The sequence below is a fragment of the Mesorhizobium sp. PUT5 genome (assembly GCF_052216645.1).
Lineage (GTDB): Bacteria > Pseudomonadota > Alphaproteobacteria > Rhizobiales > Rhizobiaceae > Mesorhizobium.
The window spans coordinates 2,998,147-3,018,197 of the sequence record NZ_JBQOSO010000003.1; the positions used below are offsets into that span (position 1 = coordinate 2,998,147).

The following is a 20,051-nucleotide window of genomic DNA, read 5'->3' on the forward strand; positions in this document are numbered from 1 at the left end:
CTCAAGCTATGCCCAGGCCCGGCCTCACCGCAAGGGGCGACGTCGCTCCGGCCCTTATTCCGCCGCCCGCCGCTCTTCCTCCTCCTCGAACAGCGAGGGCTGCACCGCACCGTCTTGCGCCGCCACCGGCTCCATGCCCCGCCTGCGGCCGAGCCCGAGCAGCCACTGCGACAGCCATTCCATGTAGAGATAGATGACCGGCGTCACGAACAGCGTCAGCGCCTGGGAGGCGATCAGGCCGCCCACCACCGCCACGCCCAGCGGCTGGCGCAGCTCCGCGCTGGCGCCGGTGCCGAGCGCGATCGGTATGGTGCCCATGAGTGCGGCCAGCGTCGTCATCATGATCGGGCGGAACCGCATCAGGCACGCGTCGTGGATGGCCTGCAAGGGGCTGCGCCCCTCGCGCCGCAGCACCAACGCCACGTCGATCATCATGATGCCGTTCTTCTTCACGATGCCGATCAGCATCAGGATGCCGATGACGGCGATGACCGAAAGGTCCATGCCGGCCAGGCGCAGCGCCACCAGCGCGCCGAGCACGGCCGACGGCAGGCCGGTCAGGATCGTCAGCGGGTGGATGAAGCTCTCGTAGAGCATGCCCAGCACGATGTAGATGGTCAGGATCGCGCCGCCGATCAGCAGCCCCTGGTTGGCGAGCGAATCCTCGAAGGTCTTGGCGGTGCCCGCGAAGGTGGTCGAGATCGTCCGGGGCATGGCGATCTGGTCCTTCAGCGCGTCGATGCGCGCCACCGTGTCGCCGAGCGAAACGCCCTTGGGCAGGTTGTAGGAGATGGTGACCGCCGGAAGCTGGCCAAGCTGGTTGACGGTGAGCGGGCCGGCGGTGCGCTCGACATGGGCGAACGCCCCGAGCGGCACGAGGCTGCCGCTTGCCGTCCTGATCTGGATGGACAGCATGCGCTCCGGCGACCAGTTGATGTTCGGGTCGACCTCGGTGATCACTTCGTAGCTGTCGACGGAACCGAAGATGGTGGAGACCTGGTCCGTGCCGAAGCCGCCATAGAGGCTGTTCAACAGCGTGGCGGTGTCGACGCCGAGCTGGGCCGCCTTGTCGCGGTCCACCACCAGAGACGCCTGCAAGGCGTTGTTCTGCAGGTCGTTGTTGACGTCGGCGAAGGTGGCGTGGTCGGCAGCCATGGCGTCCGTCAGCTTCTGCGCCCATTGGTCGGTCTCGCCCATGTCCAGCCCCTGCACGACGAGCTGGTAGGCGCTGGCCGAGCTGCGCGTGCCGAGCCGCAGGTTCTGCACGGGCTGCATGTAGGTGGAGATGCCCGGCACATCCGCAAGCTGGCGGCGCAGCGCGGCCAGAACGGTTTCGAGATCGGGGCGCTGGCCCTTCGGCTTCAGCTCCACGAAGAGCTGGCCCTGGTTCATGGCCTGCGAACCGTTGCCGCCACCGCCCACCGACCATGCGACATTGGCCACGAAGGGCGATTTCTGGAACACGTCGGCCACCTCGCCCTGCAGCTTCACCATGGCGTCGAAGGAGATGTCCTGGCGCGCCTGCGTGGTCACGGAGATCTGGCCGATGTCCTCCTGGGGAAAGAAGCCCTTCGGCGAAATCTCGATCAGCCAGATCGACAGGGCCGCCGTGACGACGAAGACGACGAAGACCAGCGCATGGTTGCGCAGGCAGAAGCTCAGCAGCCGGTCGTAGCCGCGCAGGAAGGCGCCCTTGTCATGCTCCTGCGCCTGGGCCTCGCCCTTCCTGCCGCCCGAAAACCGCAGCAGGCGCGAGCACAGCATCGGGGTGAGCGTCAGCGACACGAACATCGACGCCAGGATCGCGACCGTCACCACCACCGCGAACTCGTTGAAGATGCGGCCGATGACGCCGCCCATCAGCAGCACGGGAATGAACACCGCCACCAGCGAGATCGAGATGGAGATGATGGTGAAGCCGATCTCGCGCGAGCCCTTCAGCGCCGCCTCGAAGGCGCCGAGCCCGTCCTCCTCCATGTGCCGGAATATGTTTTCCAGCATGACGATGGCGTCGTCCACCACCAGCCCCACCGCGAGCGTCAGGCCCATGAGCGAGATGTTGTCGATGGAGAAGCCGAAGACATACATCACCGCCAGCGTGGCGATCAGCGAGATCGGCACCGCCACGGCCGGGATGACGGTGGCCGTCAGCCGCCGCAGGAACAGGAAGATCACCATCACCACCAGCGCGATGGTGAGCAGCAGCGTGAATTGCACGTCGCTGACGGCGGCGCGGATCGAGGTGGAGCGGTCGTTGAGCAGCTTGATCTGGGCGGCTGCCGGCATCTGGTTCTCGAAGGAAGGCAGCATGGCCTTGACGCGGTCGACCACGTCGACCGTGTTGGCGTCGGGCTGGCGCTGCACGGCCAGGATGATGGCGCGCGTGCCGTCGTACCAGCTTGCTGTCGTGGTGGTCTGGACCGAATCGACCACGCGCGTCACCTCGCCAAGCCGGATGGGATGGCCGTCCTTGGTGGCGATGATGAGGTCGGCGAAGCCTGCCGCATTGGACAGCGGCGTGTTGGAGGTGATGGTGATCTGCTGCTGGTCGTTCTGCAGCACGCCGAGCGGGGTCGTGCTGTTGGCCGATGCGACCGCCGCCTGCAACTGGTCGATGGAAATGCCGCGCGCGGCCAGCGCCGTGGGGTCGATCTGGATGCGCACGGCATATTTCTGCTGGCCGAAGATCGACACCTGGGCGACGCCGTCGATGGTGGAGAGCGAGGGCGATATGACGTTCTCGGCGAAAGCGTCGAGATCGGTCATCGGCACCGTGTCGCTGACCAGCGACAAAAGCAGGATCGGCGCGTCGGCAGGGTTCACCTTGCGATAGCTGGGCGGCGACGTCATCTGCGGCGGCAACTGCTTCTGCGTCCGCGCGATCGCGGCCTGCACGTCGGCGGCGGCTGCGTCGATGTCGCGGTTCAGCACAAACTGGATGGCGATGGAGGTCGAGCCGAGCGAGTTGGTGGTGGCGATGGAATCGATGCCGGCGATCGTTGAGAACTGCTTGATGAGCGGCGTCGCCACCGATGTCGCCATCGTCTCGGGCGAGGCGCCCGGCAGTTGCGCCGACACGTTGACGACGGGGAATTCCGTGCTGGGAAGTGCTGCGACGGGCAGGAATTTGTAGGCAAACAGCCCCGCCAGCACCAGCGCGAACGACATCAGCAGCGTGGCGACCGGCCTGCGGATGCAGAATTCGGAGATCATGGCCGGGTTCCGTCCGCAGCGCTCTGCTCGGCCAGCTTGTCGGGCGCCGCGCCCGGGGAGGCCGCAGGAGCCTTGGCCTCGCGCACGGCCGCGCCGTTCTTCAGCCGCGTCTGGCCTTCGACCACCACCTTCTCGCCGCTCTTGAGACCGTCGCTGATGGCGCTGTTGTCGCCCGCGGTAAGGGCCACCTTCACCGGCCGCATCTCGACCGTGTCGTCGGGCTTGACGACATAGACGAACGAACCCTTCTGGCTGGGCTGGACGGCCACCGTGGGAATGGAGACCATCTGCGGCATCGTGCCGGCATTCACCACCACGGTCACATACTGGCCCGGCCACAGCGCCAGATCGGGATTGGGCACGCTGGCGCGCGCCGCGATGGTGCCCGAGGCCGTGTCGACGCTGGAATCCACGAAATCGAGCGTGCCGGAGCCGACCGGCTTCGGATTGCCGTCCTGTTGCAGCACCACCGCCCCCGGCTGCGGCTTGGCGAGCGCCTTGTGCAGCAGGTCGAGATCACCTTCCGGCAGGGTGAAATCGACCTCCAGAGGGTCCATCTGCGTGACGGTGACGAGCGGCGTCGCGGCAACGGCGCCGCTGCCGGAACTGCCGCTGGAGGGGCCGACCAGATCGCCCACGGCGACGTTGATCGCCCCGAGGCGGCCGGTGATCGGCGACGTGATGGTGGCGAAGCCGAGCTGGATCGTGTCGGCGTCGAGCTGGGCCTTGTCGGCCTCCACGGTCGCGGCCTGCGCCTTCTGCACGGCCAGCGCCTGGTCGTAGGCCTGCTGGGTGCCGGCCTGCTTGGCGACGAGGTCCTTGGCGCGGTCGAGATCGGCGGTGTTGCTCACCAGCGTCGCCTGGTCCTTGTCGAGCATGGCCTGGTCGTGCGCCACCTGCGCCTTCAGCGCCCGGTCGTCCAGCTTGAACAAGAGATCGCCCGCCTTGACCATCTGGCCGTCCTTGACCGCGATCGAGACGATCTGGCTTGAAATGCGCGCATTGACATTGACGACCGCCGGCGAGGCGATGAAGCCGATGGCATAGCGCCGGATGGGGAAGTCCGCCGTCGAGGCGGTTGCCGAGACCACGGAGACGCCCTGCTGCGCGCCGCTGTGCGCCGTGTCGGACGCCGTCGGCGTCGGCCACAATGCCTGGCGGCCCTTGGCGACCAGGCCGGGAAAGAAATACAGCCCCGCCGCAAGCACGAGGCAAGCGGCACCGAGCATGGAATACATGGCGTTTGCGCGCATCGCAGACAGGCCCTCTCGACCCGGCCAATGAATTCTTGACGGCATTTTTAACCGGCGGCGTGCCAGTTAGATAGGGTCGAGGAACGGCGAAAAAGAGCCCGTGCCAGGCATTACAAAGATTTAATGGCGCAGCGCCGGCACAACCCGAGGTTCAGCGCAGCATCGGCCACAAGGTAGCGGCCAGCAAAACGCCCATGGCGATGTTGAACCATTTCAGCCGCATCGGCTCCGACAGGAAGCCGCGCAGCGCCGTGCCGAAGCCGGCCCAGGTGGAGACGCTGGGAAGGTTGACCACCGCGAATGCCAGCGAGATCACCACCACCGACAGGAAGGGCTGGTCGGGATTGGTGTAGACGGCCATGGCCGTGATGGCCATGACCCACGCCTTGGGATTGACCCACTGGAAGGCGGCCGCCTCCAGGAAATTCATCGGCCGCGCCTTGGCCCCGGCCTCCGCGCCCATGGAGCGCGACATGGCGATCTTCCAGGCAAGATAGAGCAGGTAGGCGCCCCCGGCGACCTTCAGGACCGTGTGCAGGGCCGGAAACGCCGTCAGCACCGCCCCCAGCCCGAAGCCCACCGCCAGCAGCAGCACCAGAAAGCCGATGCCGATGCCGAGCATATGCGGCACCGTGCGCACGAAGCCGAAATTGACCCCGGACGCCAGCAGCATGAAATTGTTCGGTCCCGGCGTGATCGAGGTGACCAGCGCATAAACCAGCAGGGCAAGAAAGGCATCAGCGGTCATGCTGCGGCTCCGAGGAAAGATCCGACGACGGAAAGCCGTCGCGGGCGCATCGTCCGGTCCGGGATTGAACGAACCGGGCAAAGCGATATAGAGTGTGTCGCTGTTTCGAATTCCGGCGTCCGTTCCGGGAAGAACGCGCCGGCCGCATCCCAGTCCCGACACCTTCGCCAAGAACGGGTGAGCCATGTCCGGAATTGCCAAAGCCGAACAACACAGCCTTGTCCAGGAACTGATCGATCACGCGGTGGCGAGCGTCGAGGCCGCCGACGGGTTCTCGCTGCCCTTCCCCCACATCTTCTTCCGCAATTTCTTTCCGGCGGATTTCTATGCCGAAATGATCAAGTCGATCCCCACCGAGGGGTACGACCCGATCAACGGGGAAGGCACCCGCATGGCCCTGCGGCTCTACGGAGACAATGTCGGCAATGTCGATGCCGGCCTGCGCGACATGTGGGCTGCGGTGTCGGCGATGCTGACCTCGCGCGAACTGGAGGACGTGATCCGCCGCCGGCTTCACGAAGGACTGGTCATCCGCGCCCGCGGCGACAAGGTCGCCGGCCCGGACGACCTGCGGCTGGTGGCCAAGCCCGTTCTCTACCGCGACAGGGACGGCTACCACATCAAGCCGCATCCCGACACGCGCAAGAAGGTCGTCACCATGCAGCTCTACTGCCCGGCCGACGAGAGCCAGCGGGAAATGGGCACGACGCTCTACAGGGCCTCGCTGAAGGGCCTGATGCATGTGGGCTCCTACGGGCTGGAACCGGTCAAGATGCTGCCGTTCCTGCCCAATGTGGGGTATGCCTTCGTGGTGCTGAAAGCCTATCATTCGCTGCTGAAGATGAGCTGGCATGGCCGGCCGATGATCCGTACGCCGATAGAGCAGCCGCGCATCACCCTGCTCAACACTTTCTACATCAACGAAAACGTCGGCTTCTGACCCGCCGGGCGGTTGCCGCCCGTCGTTTCCCGCCCTTTCGCCGTGCGGCCTCGCCCGGCCTACATTCCTTGAGAGCCGCGGTTCATGGCCGCCACGCCGGTGCGGCAGATCTCGACCAGGCCGAGCGGGCGCATGATGCCGATGAACTGGTCGATCTTCGTGCTCTTGCCGGTGATCTGGAAGATGAAATGCTCGGTGTTGGCGTCCACCACATGGGCCCGGAACGCGTCGGCGAGCCTGAGCGCTTCGACGCGGGCGTCGCCCTTGCCGGAAACCTTCACCAGCGCAAGCTCGCGCTCCAGCGGCCGCTCCTGCCCGAGTTCGCGGGCGCGCACGGTCAGGTCCACCACGCGGCGCACCGGCACGATGCGCTCGAGCTGGTGCTTGATCTGCTCCAGCACATGCGGCGTGCCGCGCGTGACGATGGTTATGCGCGACAGATGCGTCTCGTGCTCGGTTTCCGAAACGGTGAGGCTCTCGATGTTGTAGCCGCGCCCGGAGAAAAGGCCGATGACGCGGGCAAGGACGCCCGGCTCGTTGTCGACGAGGACCGAGAGCGTGTGCGTTTCGGGAATTTCGGTTTCACTGGCGATGAAGTAGGCGGAGCCGGTGGGCTGAAGCTGGGCGTTCATCTTTTTGATTCTCGGTCTCAAATCTGGGCGCTAACCGCCTGTTTCCATTGCATGCGAAGAAGGCACCGAAGCGCCTTCCCTACACCAGCTCGCGTCCCTTGGCGTCGATGGCGTTGGCGACGGCCTCGTCGGTGGCCTCGTCGGGCAGGAGCATCTCGTTATGCGCCTTGCCCGAGGGGATCATCGGGAAGCAGTTGGCCAGGGCGGCCACGCGGCAGTCGAACAGCACCGGCTTCTTCACCGAGATCATCTCGGCAATGGCGTCGTCCAGTTCGTCCGGCTTTTCGCAGCGGATGCCGTGCGCGCCGTAGGCTTCCGCCAGCTTGACGAAGTCCGGCATCGCCTCCGTGTAGGAATGCGACAGACGGTTGCCGTGCAGAAGCTGCTGCCACTGGCGCACCATGCCCATATATTGGTTGTTCAGGATGAAGATCTTGATCGGCGCCTCGTACTGCACCGCCGCGCTCATCTCCTGGATGGTCATCTGCACCGAGGCGTCGCCGGCGATGTCGATGACCAGCGCGTCGGGATGCGCGATCTGCACGCCCAGCGCCGCCGGCAGTCCGTAGCCCATCGTGCCCAGCCCGCCCGAGGTCATCCAGCGGTTCGGCTGATCGAAATGGAAGTGCTGCGCCGCCCACATCTGGTGCTGGCCGACCTCGGTGGTGATGTAGGTGTCGCGCCCCTTCGCCGCCGCATAGAGGCGCTGGATGGCATATTGCGGCATGATGACGTCCGGGTTCGGCTTGTAGGCGAGCGAATCGCGCGCCCGCCACTTGGCGATCTGCTCCCACCAGGGATGCAGCGCCTTCTTGTCCGCCTTGGCGGTGGCCCGCCACAGCCGCACCAGATCCTCCAGCACCCGGCCGACGTCGCCCAGAATGCCGATGTCGACGCGCACGTTCTTGTTGATCGAGGAGGGATCGATGTCGATGTGGATCTTCTTGGAATTCGGCGAGAACGCATCCAGACGGCCGGTGATGCGGTCGTCGAAGCGCGCGCCGATGCACACCATCACATCGCAGTCGTGCATGGCCAAGTTGGCCTCGTAGGTGCCGTGCATGCCCAGCATGCCCAGCCAGTTCTTGCCCGAGGCCGGATAGGCGCCCAGGCCCATCAGCGTCGAGGTGATCGGGAAGCCGGTGAGGTCGACCAGTTCGCGCAGCAGATGGCTGGCTTCCGGCCCGGAATTGATGACGCCGCCGCCGGTGTAGAGGACGGGCCGCCTGGCGTTCGCCATCAGTTCCACCGCCGCCTTGACCTTGTCGAGGTCGCCCTGGAGCTTCGGCTGGTAGCTGGTGCGCGGCGCCGTCTGCGGCGACACATAGGCGCCCCTAGCAAACTGGACGTCCTTGGGGATATCGACCACGACCGGGCCGGGACGGCCGGTGGTGGCGATGTGGAACGCCTCGTGGATGGTGGCGGCGAGCTGGTTGACGTCCTTCACCAGCCAATTGTGCTTGGTGCAGGGGCGCGTGATGCCGACCGTGTCGCATTCCTGGAACGCGTCGGAGCCGATCAGCGACGTCGGCACCTGGCCGGTAATGCACACCAGCGGGATGGAATCCATCAGCGCGTCCTGCAGGGCGGTGACGGCGTTGGTGGCGCCCGGCCCCGAGGTGACCAGCATCACGCCCGCCTTGCCGGTGGAACGCGCATAGCCCTCGGCCGCGTGCCCGGCCCCCTGCTCGTGGCGCACCAGGATGTGCTGGACGTCTTCCTGCTGGAAAATCTCGTCGTAGATCGGAAGCACCGCGCCGCCCGGATAGCCGAAGACGTGCTTGACGCCGTTGTCGATCAGCGCCTGCACCACCATTTCGGCGCCCGTCATCTCGCGCCTTTCGCTCTGTCCGTTGCTCATACGTCTGGTCCCGTTTCCTTGCCGTGTCGGCGTCTGCTGCGTCTAGTCCTGTTTCGGGCAATAAAAAAGGCCCCCGAGGGAGCCTGTGTGTTGCGCATGGGTGGATGCCGCCCGGCGGTTACACCGCCTTGCCCATGCGCCAGCCTACGAGAATGAGTGCCATATTCATGGTCGCGGACAATAAGAGCGAAAGCCGAGGCACGTCAATGGCCGATTTCGCTTTTCGGCACCAGGACCGGCCTGCCGGCGGAATTTCCGTCAAATTGCCGCGCATTTCTTAAAGCCTGCTTTACCTTTCCGTCACACGCGCCCTTAACCGGCGCCGCGTAGGCTTTGCTCCTCGAAGGTAGCGGGGTGCAGGCCTTTCCATGTTCGTCGAACGCGAAGCTTCCGCAGGCGAAATGACGTCACAGGAGCGTCGGGACGCGGCGCAGAACGACAGCCGTATCCTCGGCCATGTCGTGCAGTGCGACGGCGCTCGCGCCACCATCAGCGCCTTCGCCGACGGTTCCCTGGCCGGCGCCTCCGCCCAATGGACGGTCGGCAAGATGATCTCCATCAATCTCGGCACGGCCCGCACCGTGGGGCTCGTCTATGCTATCGGCAAGCCCGACCGCGCCTGGGACGATGGCGGCAGCAACCCGATCGAGGTCAGCGTCGAACTGGTGGGCGAGGTGCGCGACAGCACCGAGCCGGACGCCAGGCCGGTATTCGACCGCGGCATCGCCAACTATCCCCATATCGGCGCCGTCGCGCATCGGATCCGCAGCCGCGACCTCGAGGCCGTCTACGACCTCGCCGGCCGCCGCGCCGTGACCATCGGCTCGCTTTCGCAGGACGAGAACATCGCCGCCAACATCGCCATCGACGACACGCTGGCGCGTCACTTCGCCGTGGTCGGCACCACCGGCGTCGGCAAGTCGACCGCCGTGTCGCTGATCCTGCGCAAGACGATCGCAGCGCGCCCGGACCTCAGGGTGCTCATCCTCGATCCGCACAACGAGTTCGCCGCCTCGCTGCCCGAACATTGCGTGAGGGTCGACACCACGACGCTCGACCTGCCGTTCTGGATGTTCCGGCTGGAGGAGTTCGCCGAAGTGCTGTTCCGCGGGCGCGAACCCGTGCCCGAAGAGGTGGACATGCTGCGGGACCTGATCCCGATCGCCAAGAACCTCTATCGCAATCCGCATTCGGGCACCTTCCTGCGCCGCGGTGCCGACATGCTGACTGCCGACACGCCGGTTCCCTACCGCATCGCCGATCTCCTCAAGCAGATCGACGAGCGCATGGGCCTGCTGGAAAGCAAGGTCGACCGGCCGGCGCTGAAGGCGCTCAAGGCGCGCGTCGAACAGGCCGCGGCCGACCCGCGCTACCGCTTCATGTTCAATTCGCGCCTGATCGAGGACACGATCCACGAGACCATCGGCAAGATCTTCCGCGTGCCGCACCACAACCGCCCGGTGACCTGCTTCGAAATGGCCGGCATGCCTTCCGAAGTGGTCAACTCCGTCTGCTCGGTGCTGGCGCGGCTCGCCTTCGATCTCGCCTTGTGGAGCGAGGGAAGGCTGCAATTGCTGCTGCTTTGCGAGGAAGCGCACCGCTACATGCCCGCCGACCCGCGGCTCGGCTTCGCGCCCACCCGGCACGCCCTGTCGCGCATCGCCAAGGAAGGCCGCAAATATGGCTGCTATCTCGGCGTGGTCACGCAGCGGCCGGGCGAACTCGATCCCACGATCCTGTCGCAGTGCTCGACATTCTTCGCCATGCGGCTGGCCAACGAGCAGGACCAGGCCATCATCCGCTCGGCCATCGCCGATTCCTCCGCGTCCAGCCTCGCCTTCCTCTCCTCCATGGGCCAGCGCGAGGCGATCGCCTTCGGCGAGGGCGTCGCCACCACCATGCGGTTGAAGTTCGAGCGGCTCGAGCCCAGCCTTATCCCGGGTTCGGCAAAGCACGCAGGCACGGCGGAACAGGCGCCAAGCGGCGAGGTGGACCTTGCCGGCATCGTCGAGCGGTTGCGCAACGTACCGAAGCCGCAGCCGGCGGCGCTTGCCTTCTCCGAGACCGTGGACGCCACGCGGCAGGCCGGTGATCCAGGCTATCGCACTCCGTCTTCGGCGCCGCGCATCGTGCCGGAAGCCGACCTCGATTCGCGCTTCGGCCTGAAACCCGCCACCTTCGGCATGCGCCCGCAAAGGGATTGAGCTGGTCGAACGATCCCGGCGACGGCAACCGCCCGTCGGGCGAGGCAGCAAGAGAGACCTTACGCGCACACCCGGTTGCGGCCCTGCCGCTTCGCCTCGTAGAGTTGCCGGTCGGCCCGGCGATAGAATTCCTCGGCCGTCTCCTTGCCGTTCCATAGGGCAAGCCCGACGCTCGCGGTGACCATGAGCCGCACGTCGCCTGCCGCGACCGGCATGGCCGCGATCGCCTTGCGGATGCGCTCCGCGAACCGCTCCAGCGTGTCGGCGTCCATATTGGGCGTCACCACGGCGAATTCCTCGCCTCCCAGCCGGGCGACGATGTCGTGATAGCGCGTCATCGACTTCAGGCAGTCGGCGACGGCCTTCAGCACGGCGTCGCCGACGTCGTGGCCATAGGTGTCGTTGACCTGCTTGAAATGGTCGAGATCGAGGATCATGAGGCCCAGCGGCTTGCCGATGCGGTGGAACTCGGCAATGTATTCCTTCAGCGCGTCGTCGAAGTAGCGACGGTTCTGCATGCCGGTCAGACCATCGGTCAGCGCGGCATGCTCCAGCGTCTCGGAGCGGACGCTGAGCGAGCGCGCCATGGCGCGCAGCTTTCCTTCCTCGCGAACCTGCTCCCGTATCAGCGGGTAGATGAAGAAGGTGCCGAAGAACAGCGCAGTGCTCAAAAGCACGCCCGTGAAGAACAGAAGCCGGTTCAAATAGGCGATGTCGGCAATACGCGAGGGGCGCGTCAGGCCGGCTGCGAACGACTGCAGGAAATCATAGGCATGCAGCGTGACCAGGCCAGCCCCGAGAATCACGAAAATGAAGATGAAGAATGCCGATTCCGCCCTGTGGAAACGCATTGCCGCCCGCCGGAAAGTTGCTGCCAACCGTTATGCGGCCGGCGCCTTACCGACAAGTTAATTTCCACAACTTTAAGTACAAATATATCGATCGTAATTTCTATCTGAAATTGCCAAACATGCGGAAGCCGCGGTCATGGTTTCCACGCCCTCTCCGTGCGCCGTCGCATTTGCGCGCGCTTACGGTTGAGCGGCGGGAAGCCGTCTCCACTCCGGACCGAGCTGGTGGCGGAACCACGTCGCCTGGCGCTTGGCGTATTGGCGGGTCGCGATCTTGGCGCGCTCAAGCGCCTCGTCCATGACCAGTTCGCCGGTGAGCGCCGCGCCGAGTTCCGGCACGCCTATCGCCTTCATGGCCGGCAGCGCCGGGTCGAGCCCCAGCGTGCCCAGTTCGCGCACCTCCTCCAGCGCGCCGTCCCGCATCATCGCGTCGAACCGCGCATCGATGCGCCGCACCAGTGCCGCGCGCTCCGGCTCGATGACGAGGCAGCGGGCGCTTGCGCGGTCGATCAGCGGCAGGCCCTTTGCGGCCTGCCAGTCCAGGATGGAGCGGCCCGAGGCATCCAGCACCTCCAGCGCCCGCACGATGCGCTGCCCGTCGCCCGGCCGCAGCCGCGCCGCCGCCGCATGGTCGCGATCGACCAGGATCGCATGCAGGCGGGCGGAGCCGTGCCGGGCCAGCTCCGCGCGCCAATGCTCCCGCACGGCCGCCGGAATGTCCGGCATCCCGGCGATCCCTTCCGTCAGCGCACGGAAGTAGAGACCGGTGCCGCCCACGAAGACCGCCGGGCAGCCGGCGAGCGCCGCCTCCTCGATGAGGCGCTCCACGTCGCGCAGCCAGGCGCCGGTGGAATAGGCCACGGACGGGTGCACATGGCCGTAGAGCAGATGCGGCGCACGCGCCTCGTCCGCCAGCGTCGGGCGTGCCGTCAGCACGTTCAGCACCGAATAGACCTGCATGGAATCGGCGTTGACCACGACGCCGCCGTTTTGCCGCGCCAGTTCGAGCGCCAGCGCCGACTTGCCGCTGGCTGTCGGCCCGGCTATCAGGATCGCATTCTTCACGCGGCCCGTGCCCGCCATTCCATCGGAAGCTTCCATGTCTCTCGTCGCCACGCTCATTTCCCATCCAGCCGCGCGCGCCCTGTCGCCGGCGCTTGCGAATATGGCCTCGCATGCGGTCGGCGCAAGCGCCCCGCGCTGGCTCGACGAGACGATCGCCTGCGACATCGCGCTGCCGCACGGCATGGACGCGGCGGAGGCCGAGGCCGCGCTGCGCCGGTCTCTGGCCGCCGAGCCGATCGATCTGGCTGTCCAGCCGGAGGCGGGCCGGCGCAAGAAGCTGCTGCTCGCCGACATGGATTCCACCATGATCGGCCAGGAGTGCATCGACGAGTTGGCCGACGAAGTGGGCCTCAAGGAGCGCGTGGCGGCCATCACCGCCCGCTCGATGAACGGCGAGATCGCCTTCGAGCCGGCTTTGCGGGAACGGGTGGCGCTGCTGCAGGGCCTCGACATCGCCGTGGTCGACCGCATCGTCGCCGGCCGGCTGACGCTGGCGTCGGGCGGACGCACGCTGGTGCAGACCATGCGCAATGCCGGCGCCCACACCGCCCTCGTTTCAGGCGGCTTCGAGGTGTTCACCGGCCGCATCGCCGACATGCTCGGCTTTCACGAGCACCGCGCCAACCGGCTCATCGAACGGGACGGCCGCTTCGTCGGCGAAGTCGGCGAGCCTATCCTGGGCCGCGCGGCCAAGGCCGAAGCCCTGCTCGACATCTCGGCGCGGCTGGGACTATCGCCGGACGAAGCGATCGCCGTGGGCGACGGCGCCAACGACCTCGACATGCTGCAACTGGCGGGCACCGGCGTGGCGCTGCATGCCAAGCCCTCGGTCGCCGCGGCAGCGCAGATCCGCATCGACCATGGCGACCTGACCGCCCTGCTCTTTCTGCAGGGCTATACGCGCGCGGAGTTCGCGCATTGAAGCCCATCCGCACCCAACGCCTGATCCTGCGCAACTGGGAAGAGCGCGACCGCGACCTCTTCCACCGCATCAACAGCGACGAGCGCGTGATGGAGTTCTTCCCCTTCCGCCGCGACCGCGCCCAGGCGGACGCCAAGATGGACGAATTCCGCGACACGATAGCCCGGCAGGGCTTCGGCTGGACCCCGGCCGAGATCGCCGCAACCGGCGAATGCATCGGCTTCGTCGGATTGAGCAGGACCGGCCACATGCCCTTTCTGCCGGCAGATACCATCGAAATCGGCTGGCGGCTGGCGCCGGAATTCTGGGGCAGAGGCTATGTCGCCGAGGCCGCGCGCGCCTGGCTGGACTTCGGTTTCGAGACGCTCGGCCTGGACGAGATCGTCTCATTTGCGGTGGCGAACAACCAGCGCTCGACCGCGGTCATGGAGCGCATCGGCATGACGGCCGACCCGTCCCGCGACTTCGACCATCCGGGCGTGCCCGAGACGCATCCGCATTTGCGGCGGCATGTCTTCTACCGGCTGACGCGCCGGGAGTGGGAAAAGGGAAAAGCGGCCTCGTAGCCGCCTTTCTTCATTCAAAATCAAAAGCCTGCAGGCTTTTTCGGACTCAATCCATGCGCACCGTGACGAAGCGCAGCTCGCCGGTCTTGGAAGCCAGCATCAAAAGCGCGTTCTTGCGCCCCTGCTCCTTCAGCGCGCCGATGCGGTCCATCACGTCCTTCGGCGACGACACCGATTCCTGCGCGATCTCGGTGATGACGTCGCCCGGCTGCACGCCGCGCTCGGCCGCCGCCGAATCCTTGGCGACGTCGGTGATGACCACGCCCGAAACGGAGGCCGCGATCCCGAACTTGGTGCGCGTCGCCTCGTTCAGCTCGCCCACCGTCATGCCCAGCACGGAAGCGGTTGCCACCGGCGCCGCCTCGTCGCCGCCCTTATTGCCGTCGGGACTGCCGTTCTCGCCCTCGGCCAGCTTCTCGCCGTCCTCCAGCCGCCCGAGCGTGACCGTGACGGTCTGCTCCTTGCCCTTGCGCACGATAACGACGTCCACCGACTTGCCGACCGGGCTTTCGGCGACGGCGCGCGGCAGGTCGTGCATGTCGCGGATATCGCGTCCGTCGAACTTGATGATGACGTCTCCCGGCTGCACCGAGCCGTTGTCGACGGGACCGCCCTTGATGATGCCGGCCACCAGCGCGCCGTTGGCGCTCGTCATGCCGAGGCTTTCGGCGATGTCGGCCGTCACCGGCTGGATGCGCACGCCGAGCCAGCCGCGCCGCGTCTCGCCATATTCCCGCAACTGATCGACCACGCCGGTCGCAAGTTCCGAGGGAATGGCGAAGCCGATGCCGATGGAGCCGCCGGTGGGCGAGATGATGGCCGTGTTGATACCGATCACCTCGCCGTTCATGTTGAACAGCGGGCCGCCGGAATTGCCGCGGTTGATGGCGGCGTCCGTCTGGATGAAATCGTCATAGGGCCCGGAATTGATGTCGCGGTTGCGCGCCGACACGATGCCCAGCGTCACCGAGCCGCCGAGGCCGAACGGATTGCCGATCGCCATCACCCAGTCGCCGATGCGCATCTTGGCGGAATCGCCGAACTTCACCGCCGTCAGCTTGTGGCCCTTGGGGTCCACTTTCAGCAAGGCGATGTCGGTCTTGGTGTCGGTGCCCACCAGCGTGGCCTTCAGCGTGGTGCCGTCCGAGAAATTGACCTCGATGTCGTCGGCATCGGCGATCACGTGGTTGTTGGTCACCACGATGCCCTGCTCGGCGTCGATGACGAAGCCGGAGCCGAGCGACTGCACCTTCTGCGAGCCGCCGCCGCGATTGCCGCGATCCTTGAAGAAATCGTCGAAGAAATCCTGGAAGGGCGAGCCTTCCGGCAGTTGCGGCATGGGAACCGCGCCCGGCCCTTCGGTGCCCTTCACGGTCTGCGAGGTCGAGATATTGACCACCGCGCCGAGCAGGCCCTCGGCGAGATCGGCGACGGAAGCGGGGCCGTTGGCGGCCGCCGCGGACATGCTGGAGGCTGCGGCCGGCGGCGCGAAGGCAGGTGCGGCCAGCAGGCCCAGGGCGAGCGCCGCCGCGGTTCCGCCAAGGGCCATGCCCGTCGCGCGCAGGAGTGTCTTTCTTGTCATCCAGGGCCTCCCGGCAGCTCGTTGGAGAAGGGCGGGCGCTTCGCCGCGGAAGCGCCCTGCGCATCGTTGTCGGCAAGAATTAAGGCACGTTTGCGGCTATGGAAAGCCGCGCCGGACAAAACCGCGCCCGGCTGCGGACGGCTCAGCCGCGCGCCAGCCACACCAGGGCGACGCCGGCCGCGATGGCCGCCAGCCCCGCCGCCCGCAGCACGGCCTCGGGCATGGAAAGCACCTCCGAGGCCAGCCTGCGGGCAAGGTTGGGAAAGCCGCCGTAGACGAGACCCTCGAAGACGAGAACCAGTCCGACGGCGACGACGAAGTCCCGCACCCTACTGCCCGGCGCCCGGCTGGGCGGCCGGTGCAGCCGGAACTGCCGGTGCGGCTGCGGCAGGCGCCTCGACGGCGCCCGGCAGCTTGCCTTCCGGGTCGCGGAAGAAGCGGAAGAACTCCGAATTCGGCGACAGCAGCATCGTCGTTCCGGTGTTGTCAAGCGCCTCCGTATAGGCGTTGAGCGAACGATAGAAGTCGAAGAAGGCCGGGTCGCGCTGGTAGGCGGCAGCGAAGGTGGCGTTGCGCTGGGCATCGCCCTCGCCGCGCAGGATCTCCGATTCCTTGTTGGCTTCGGCCACGATCTCGACGACTTCGCGGTCGGCGCGGGCGCGGATGCGCTGCGCCGCCTCGTTGCCGCGAGCGCGAAGGCGCTCGGCCTCGGCCAGACGCTCGGCCTTCATACGGTCGAAGGTCTGCTGCGAAACCTCCGCCGTCAGGTCGGTGCGGCGGATGCGCACGTCGTCGATCTCGAGGCCGAGGGAGGTCGCATCCGGCCGAAGCTGGTCGCGCACCTCGCGCATCATGGAAGCGCGCTCTTCCGAAAGTGCCGCCTCGAAGCCGCGCAAGCCGTAGACGCGGCGAAGCGCAGCGTCGAGGCGGGTCCTCAGCCGCTGCTCGGCCAGGTCGATCGAGCCGGAAACCGCGGAACGGAACACGCGCGGGTCGGAGATGCGGTAGGCGATGAAGGCGTCCACCTCGTAGAACTTGCCGCCCGAGACCTGCACGCGGATGTTGTCGAGATCGAAGCGCAGCACGCGCTTCTCGACCATCTGCACCGTGTCGGCGTCGAAGAAGGAGAACGGCAGCTTGAAGTAGATGCCCGGCTCGCTCTTGACGTCGACGATCTCGCCGAAGCGCAGCACGATGGCCTGCTGGCGGGCGTTGACCACGAAGATGGAGGAGTAGGCCAGGAACAGTATGACTGCGACGGCGGCCACGATGGCGGGAAAACGGTTCGACATCACTGCTTGCCTCCCGCGGGCGCGGCCGGAGCCTTCGGCTGCAGGGCCGGCAGCGGCAGATATGGAACCACCCCCTGCCCCGTGCCCGGCTCAACGATCACCTTGCTCGAATCCTTCAGCACTTTCTCCATCGTCTCCAGGTAGAGGCGCCGACGCGTCACCTCGGGCGCCTTGGCATATTCGTCATAGACCGAGATGAAGCGCTGCGCCTCGCCCTCGGCCTCCTGCACCACGCGGTTCTTGTAGGCGGCCGCCTCCTCGCGGACCTGCGCCGCCTGGCCGCGGGCCTGGCCGAGCTTCTGGTTGGAATACTGGTTGGCCTCTTCCACGAAGCGGTCCTCGTCCTGCTCGGCGCGCTGCACCTCGTCGAAGGCGTCGGCCACTTCGCGCGGCGGCGCCGCGTCCTCGATGGAGACCGCGTTGACGGTGAGGCCCGCATGGTAGCCGTCCAGCGTGTTCTGGATGATCTCGCGCACAGAGGTGGCGATGCCCTGGCGGTCGTCGCGGAAGATGTCCTGCGCCGGACGCCGGCCCACCGCCTCGCGCATGGCGCTCTCGGCCACCTGGCGCAGCATGCCGTCAGGGTCGGAGACGTCGAACAGATAGGATTTGGGGTCCGACACCTGGTAGGCGACGGAGAACTGCACGTTGACGATGTTCTGGTCGCCCGACAGCATCAGGCCCGACGTGTCGCCGCTGCGCGCGCCGCCGCCGATGTTGACGAGCTGCTCGGAAATCTTGGCCGTCTCGACGGTCTCGACCGGCCACCAGTGGAAGTGCAGGCCGGGTTCGGAAAGCTGCTGCTTGGGCTTGCCGAAGCGCAGTTCCACGGCCACTTCGTCCGGCTGCACGGTGTAGACCGCCTTGAACGCCCACAGCACGACCAGGACCAAAAGAAGCAGGATCCAGAATGCGGGACCCGAGCCGCCGCCGCCGGGCAGCGCGTGGCGAAGCCTGTCCTGGCCGCGCCGGATGATGTCCTCGAGATCGGGCGGCGAGCCTTGCGGACCGCTCGGCCCGCGCGGTCCCTGCCCCCACGGGCCTTGATTGCCGCCGCCGCCCCACGGGCCGCCACCGCCGCTCTTGTCGTTCCAGGGCATGAATGTCCTTTCGCTCGATCCCTCAGCGCCGCGCGGCGGCGCTCGCCCCCGCGATCAGCGGGGCAGTTGTCCTTCTATAGGCAGGCCGCGCCACGCTTTCAACGCGTCGCAGGCGCTTGCACGCCATTTGCCGGCGCGCGGGATGCCTCCCGCGACGGTTTGTCCTGCTCAGGAAGCGCCGGAGCGACGCTCGTAGATGCTGTGGCGCGTGGCATGGCTGTCCTTCTCGCCGGCGGGAACGTCCTGCGAGCGCACCAGCCGCCACACGGCCGGGTCGATCGGCGGGAAATGCGCGTCGCCCTCCACCGCGGCCAGAACATGGGTGACATGCAGCCGGTCGGCCAGCGGCAGCGCCTGACCGTAGATCTGCCCGCCGCCGATGATGCAGACCTCGTCGACGCCTGCCATGCAGCGCGCACGCGCCTCCGCCAGCCGGATCGCGTCGTCCAGCGAATGCGCGACCTCCACGCCCTCGGCGCGCCAGCCGCGGTCGCGGGTCACCACGATGTTGAGCCGGCCCGGCAGCGGCTTGCCGATGCCTTCATAGGTCTTGCGGCCCATGATGACGGGTTTGCCCATCGTGTCGGCCTTGAACCGCTTCAGATCGGTGGAAAGCCGCCATGGCAGGCCGCCGTCACGGCCGATCACGCCATTCTCGGCGATGGCGACGTGGATGGCGATGTGCATCAATCGGCGCTCCCGCCATCGGCTGCCGCGCTGTCGGCCGGCCGTTCGAGGATCAGGATGTCGATGTCGCGCTGGGGGTAGAAATCCTCGGCCGTCATCTCGAAGGTCGTCGGCCCGACCTTGCGCACATTGGTGCCGCAGAAGGAAACCAGGCTGTCGGGGGTGCCCTTGTCGATGGTCAGCCTGAACTTGCCGATCGTCCCAAGCGCCCAGTTGCCGCCCGTGGTCAGTATATAGGACAACCGGCTCTCGTAGAGGTTGGGATAGCCGTAGGGGCTTTTCTTCGCGGCCTTGCGCACCGCGTTCTCGAAGGCGCCGTCCATGCAATAGCGGGTCTTGTAGGTGGTGTAGTCGTCCTGGAACTTGCCGTCGTGGAAGAAACGCAGGCCCACCGTGCCGCCGACGCTCGGCTTGTAGCGGTGCGAAACATGCACCTGCTTGCCGGCCGGGAAGCTGGCGCGCCACCAATAGGTGGAGCCCAGTCGCCAGTAGGGCGTGCGCTCGCGCTTCCAGCCGGAGCCGTCGTCATACTCGCTGATCATAATGATGCCGCGCGCCACCCAGTCGTCCGCCACCTGCTGCGGCAGCTTCTCCAAGGCCGCGATCACCGCATTGCCGAACGGATAGAACGGCACGTTCTGCGCCTTCAACTCGTCCGTCACCTCGACGCCGACCGCGAATGCCCGCTGTTCCAGCTCGGCCTTCACCGGCTGGCCGTCGACCGACACCTCGAAGGCGAGGAAATTGTCGTTGGGATCGGGGATGGCCGGCATCTCATAGGGGTGGCCTACTATGTCGGGCAGCGGGAAGGCCACGATGGTGTCGACGTCGGCATCGGAGCTGTTGTGGAACACGTAGTCCACCGTCACCTTGTCGCGCGAGATGAAAAGATCCTCGCTGTCCATCGACACCACGTCGCTGCGCGACAGGATCAGCCCGCCGGTGCCAAGCTCGGCCATGGAATCGTTGGCCAGTGCCGGATGAGCGGCAAGGATGGTAAGGACGGCGCTGAATGCGAGCGCGGCGCGGAAGGACATGGCGGCGATTCCCCGAGGCGTGGCGACAGGCCGCGACAGTAGAATCTTTTCGCGCCGGTTCAAGCGTGTGTCTGCGCACTGGACAGGCCCGTTCCGGT

General features: G+C 66.6%; 17 protein-coding genes. 4 read left to right on the forward strand and 13 right to left on the reverse strand.

Annotated features, from left to right (window positions below):
- Positions 1–54: 54 nt before the first annotated feature.
- The 3 genes from ACTDI4_RS16130 to ACTDI4_RS16140 form a co-directional block, all read right to left on the reverse strand.
- Positions 55–3,213 carry an efflux RND transporter permease subunit gene (locus ACTDI4_RS16130; protein WP_442842105.1) on the reverse strand — a complete coding sequence of 1,053 codons (3,159 nt, stop codon included), beginning with the start codon at positions 3,211–3,213 and terminating at the stop codon, positions 55–57.
- Complete coding sequence (locus tag ACTDI4_RS16135; protein ID WP_442842106.1) at positions 3,210–4,466, reverse strand: efflux RND transporter periplasmic adaptor subunit; 1,257 nt, start codon at positions 4,464–4,466, stop codon at positions 3,210–3,212. The genes ACTDI4_RS16130 and ACTDI4_RS16135 overlap by 4 nt, the downstream gene beginning before the upstream one ends.
- A gap of 151 nt (positions 4,467–4,617) precedes the next feature.
- Positions 4,618–5,214 carry a LysE family translocator gene (locus ACTDI4_RS16140; RefSeq protein ID WP_442842107.1) on the reverse strand — a complete coding sequence of 199 codons (597 nt, stop codon included), beginning with the start codon at positions 5,212–5,214 and terminating at the stop codon, positions 4,618–4,620.
- Positions 5,215–5,398: 184 nt separating this feature from the next.
- Here ACTDI4_RS16140 and ACTDI4_RS16145 point away from each other — a divergent pair, with 184 nt between their 5' ends.
- On the forward strand, positions 5,399–6,154 hold the full coding sequence (locus ACTDI4_RS16145) for a hypothetical protein (RefSeq protein ID WP_442842108.1): 756 nt from the start codon (positions 5,399–5,401) through the stop codon (positions 6,152–6,154).
- Between the two features lie 59 nt (positions 6,155–6,213).
- On the opposite strand, the gene ilvN is transcribed toward ACTDI4_RS16145, so the two are convergent.
- Together ilvN and ACTDI4_RS16155 are read right to left on the reverse strand one after the other, a co-directional pair.
- Complete coding sequence (gene ilvN, locus ACTDI4_RS16150; RefSeq protein ID WP_442842109.1) at positions 6,214–6,786, reverse strand: acetolactate synthase small subunit; 573 nt, start codon at positions 6,784–6,786, stop codon at positions 6,214–6,216.
- A 79-nt stretch (positions 6,787–6,865) separates the two neighbouring features.
- Entirely contained in the window at positions 6,866–8,647 is a 1,782-nt protein-coding gene (locus tag ACTDI4_RS16155; RefSeq protein ID WP_442842110.1) for an acetolactate synthase 3 large subunit, read from the reverse strand.
- A gap of 368 nt (positions 8,648–9,015) precedes the next feature.
- On the opposite strand from ACTDI4_RS16155, the gene ACTDI4_RS16160 reads away from it, so the two are divergent.
- Positions 9,016–10,851 (forward strand): ATP-binding protein, encoded by a 1,836-nt coding sequence (locus tag ACTDI4_RS16160; protein WP_442842111.1) that lies wholly within the window; start codon positions 9,016–9,018, stop codon positions 10,849–10,851.
- 59 nt (positions 10,852–10,910) lie between these two features.
- Here ACTDI4_RS16160 and ACTDI4_RS16165 read toward each other — a convergent pair whose 3' ends face one another.
- Entirely contained in the window at positions 10,911–11,702 is a 792-nt protein-coding gene (locus ACTDI4_RS16165) for a GGDEF domain-containing protein (RefSeq protein WP_442842112.1), read from the reverse strand.
- A 180-nt stretch (positions 11,703–11,882) separates the two neighbouring features.
- Positions 11,883–12,824, reverse strand: coding sequence for a tRNA (adenosine(37)-N6)-dimethylallyltransferase MiaA (miaA, locus tag ACTDI4_RS16170; RefSeq protein ID WP_442842113.1), 942 nt, complete (start codon positions 12,822–12,824; stop codon positions 11,883–11,885).
- On the opposite strand from miaA, the gene serB reads away from it, so the two are divergent.
- Both serB and ACTDI4_RS16180 read left to right on the forward strand, forming a co-directional pair.
- On the forward strand, positions 12,802–13,689 hold the full coding sequence (gene serB, locus ACTDI4_RS16175) for a phosphoserine phosphatase SerB (RefSeq protein ID WP_442842114.1): 888 nt from the start codon (positions 12,802–12,804) through the stop codon (positions 13,687–13,689). The two genes, miaA and serB, sit on opposite strands and share 23 nt — an antisense overlap.
- Complete coding sequence (locus tag ACTDI4_RS16180) at positions 13,686–14,255, forward strand: GNAT family N-acetyltransferase (protein ID WP_442842115.1); 570 nt, start codon at positions 13,686–13,688, stop codon at positions 14,253–14,255. The genes serB and ACTDI4_RS16180 overlap by 4 nt, the downstream gene beginning before the upstream one ends.
- 46 nt (positions 14,256–14,301) lie before the next feature.
- Here ACTDI4_RS16180 and ACTDI4_RS16185 read toward each other — a convergent pair whose 3' ends face one another.
- The 6 genes from ACTDI4_RS16185 to ACTDI4_RS16210 form a co-directional block, all read right to left on the reverse strand.
- Entirely contained in the window at positions 14,302–15,837 is a 1,536-nt protein-coding gene (locus tag ACTDI4_RS16185) for a DegQ family serine endoprotease (RefSeq protein WP_442842116.1), read from the reverse strand.
- 142 nt (positions 15,838–15,979) lie between these two features.
- Positions 15,980–16,165, reverse strand: coding sequence for a DUF2065 domain-containing protein (locus ACTDI4_RS16190; RefSeq protein ID WP_442842117.1), 186 nt, complete (start codon positions 16,163–16,165; stop codon positions 15,980–15,982).
- Position 16,166: 1 nt separating this feature from the next.
- On the reverse strand, positions 16,167–17,129 hold the full coding sequence (hflC, locus tag ACTDI4_RS16195) for a protease modulator HflC (RefSeq protein WP_442843378.1): 963 nt from the start codon (positions 17,127–17,129) through the stop codon (positions 16,167–16,169).
- A complete protein-coding gene (gene hflK / locus ACTDI4_RS16200) occupies positions 17,129–18,229 on the reverse strand; it encodes an FtsH protease activity modulator HflK (protein WP_442842118.1) in 1,101 nt (366 codons plus the stop codon). The genes hflC and hflK overlap by 1 nt, the downstream gene beginning before the upstream one ends.
- A gap of 168 nt (positions 18,230–18,397) precedes the next feature.
- The gene (locus ACTDI4_RS16205) at positions 18,398–18,916 is read right to left on the reverse strand and encodes a dihydrofolate reductase (protein ID WP_442842119.1); all 519 of its coding nucleotides are present in this window, start codon (positions 18,914–18,916) and stop codon (positions 18,398–18,400) included.
- Complete coding sequence (locus ACTDI4_RS16210; protein WP_442842120.1) at positions 18,916–19,953, reverse strand: DUF4424 domain-containing protein; 1,038 nt, start codon at positions 19,951–19,953, stop codon at positions 18,916–18,918. The genes ACTDI4_RS16205 and ACTDI4_RS16210 overlap by 1 nt, the downstream gene beginning before the upstream one ends.
- Between the last annotated feature and the right edge of the window lie 98 nt (positions 19,954–20,051).

Coding starts and splice junctions, on each gene's coding strand:
- ACTDI4_RS16140 (WP_442842107.1), bottom strand. CDS start 5,214: ATGACCGCTGATGCCTTTCTTGCCCTGCTGGTTTATGCGCTGGTCACC.
- ACTDI4_RS16160 (WP_442842111.1), top strand. CDS start 9,016: ATGTTCGTCGAACGCGAAGCTTCCGCAGGCGAAATGACGTCACAGGAG.
- hflK (WP_442842118.1), bottom strand. CDS start 18,229: ATGCCCTGGAACGACAAGAGCGGCGGTGGCGGCCCGTGGGGCGGCGGC.
- serB (WP_442842114.1), top strand. CDS start 12,802: ATGTCTCTCGTCGCCACGCTCATTTCCCATCCAGCCGCGCGCGCCCTG.
- ACTDI4_RS16155 (WP_442842110.1), bottom strand. CDS start 8,647: ATGAGCAACGGACAGAGCGAAAGGCGCGAGATGACGGGCGCCGAAATG.
- ACTDI4_RS16130 (WP_442842105.1), bottom strand. CDS start 3,213: ATGATCTCCGAATTCTGCATCCGCAGGCCGGTCGCCACGCTGCTGATG.
- miaA (WP_442842113.1), bottom strand. CDS start 12,824: ATGAGCGTGGCGACGAGAGACATGGAAGCTTCCGATGGAATGGCGGGC.
- ACTDI4_RS16165 (WP_442842112.1), bottom strand. CDS start 11,702: ATGCGTTTCCACAGGGCGGAATCGGCATTCTTCATCTTCATTTTCGTG.
- hflC (WP_442843378.1), bottom strand. CDS start 17,129: ATGTCGAACCGTTTTCCCGCCATCGTGGCCGCCGTCGCAGTCATACTG.
- ilvN (WP_442842109.1), bottom strand. CDS start 6,786: ATGAACGCCCAGCTTCAGCCCACCGGCTCCGCCTACTTCATCGCCAGT.
- ACTDI4_RS16205 (WP_442842119.1), bottom strand. CDS start 18,916: ATGCACATCGCCATCCACGTCGCCATCGCCGAGAATGGCGTGATCGGC.
- ACTDI4_RS16185 (WP_442842116.1), bottom strand. CDS start 15,837: ATGACAAGAAAGACACTCCTGCGCGCGACGGGCATGGCCCTTGGCGGA.
- ACTDI4_RS16210 (WP_442842120.1), bottom strand. CDS start 19,953: ATGTCCTTCCGCGCCGCGCTCGCATTCAGCGCCGTCCTTACCATCCTT.
- ACTDI4_RS16135 (WP_442842106.1), bottom strand. CDS start 4,466: ATGCGCGCAAACGCCATGTATTCCATGCTCGGTGCCGCTTGCCTCGTG.
- ACTDI4_RS16145 (WP_442842108.1), top strand. CDS start 5,399: ATGTCCGGAATTGCCAAAGCCGAACAACACAGCCTTGTCCAGGAACTG.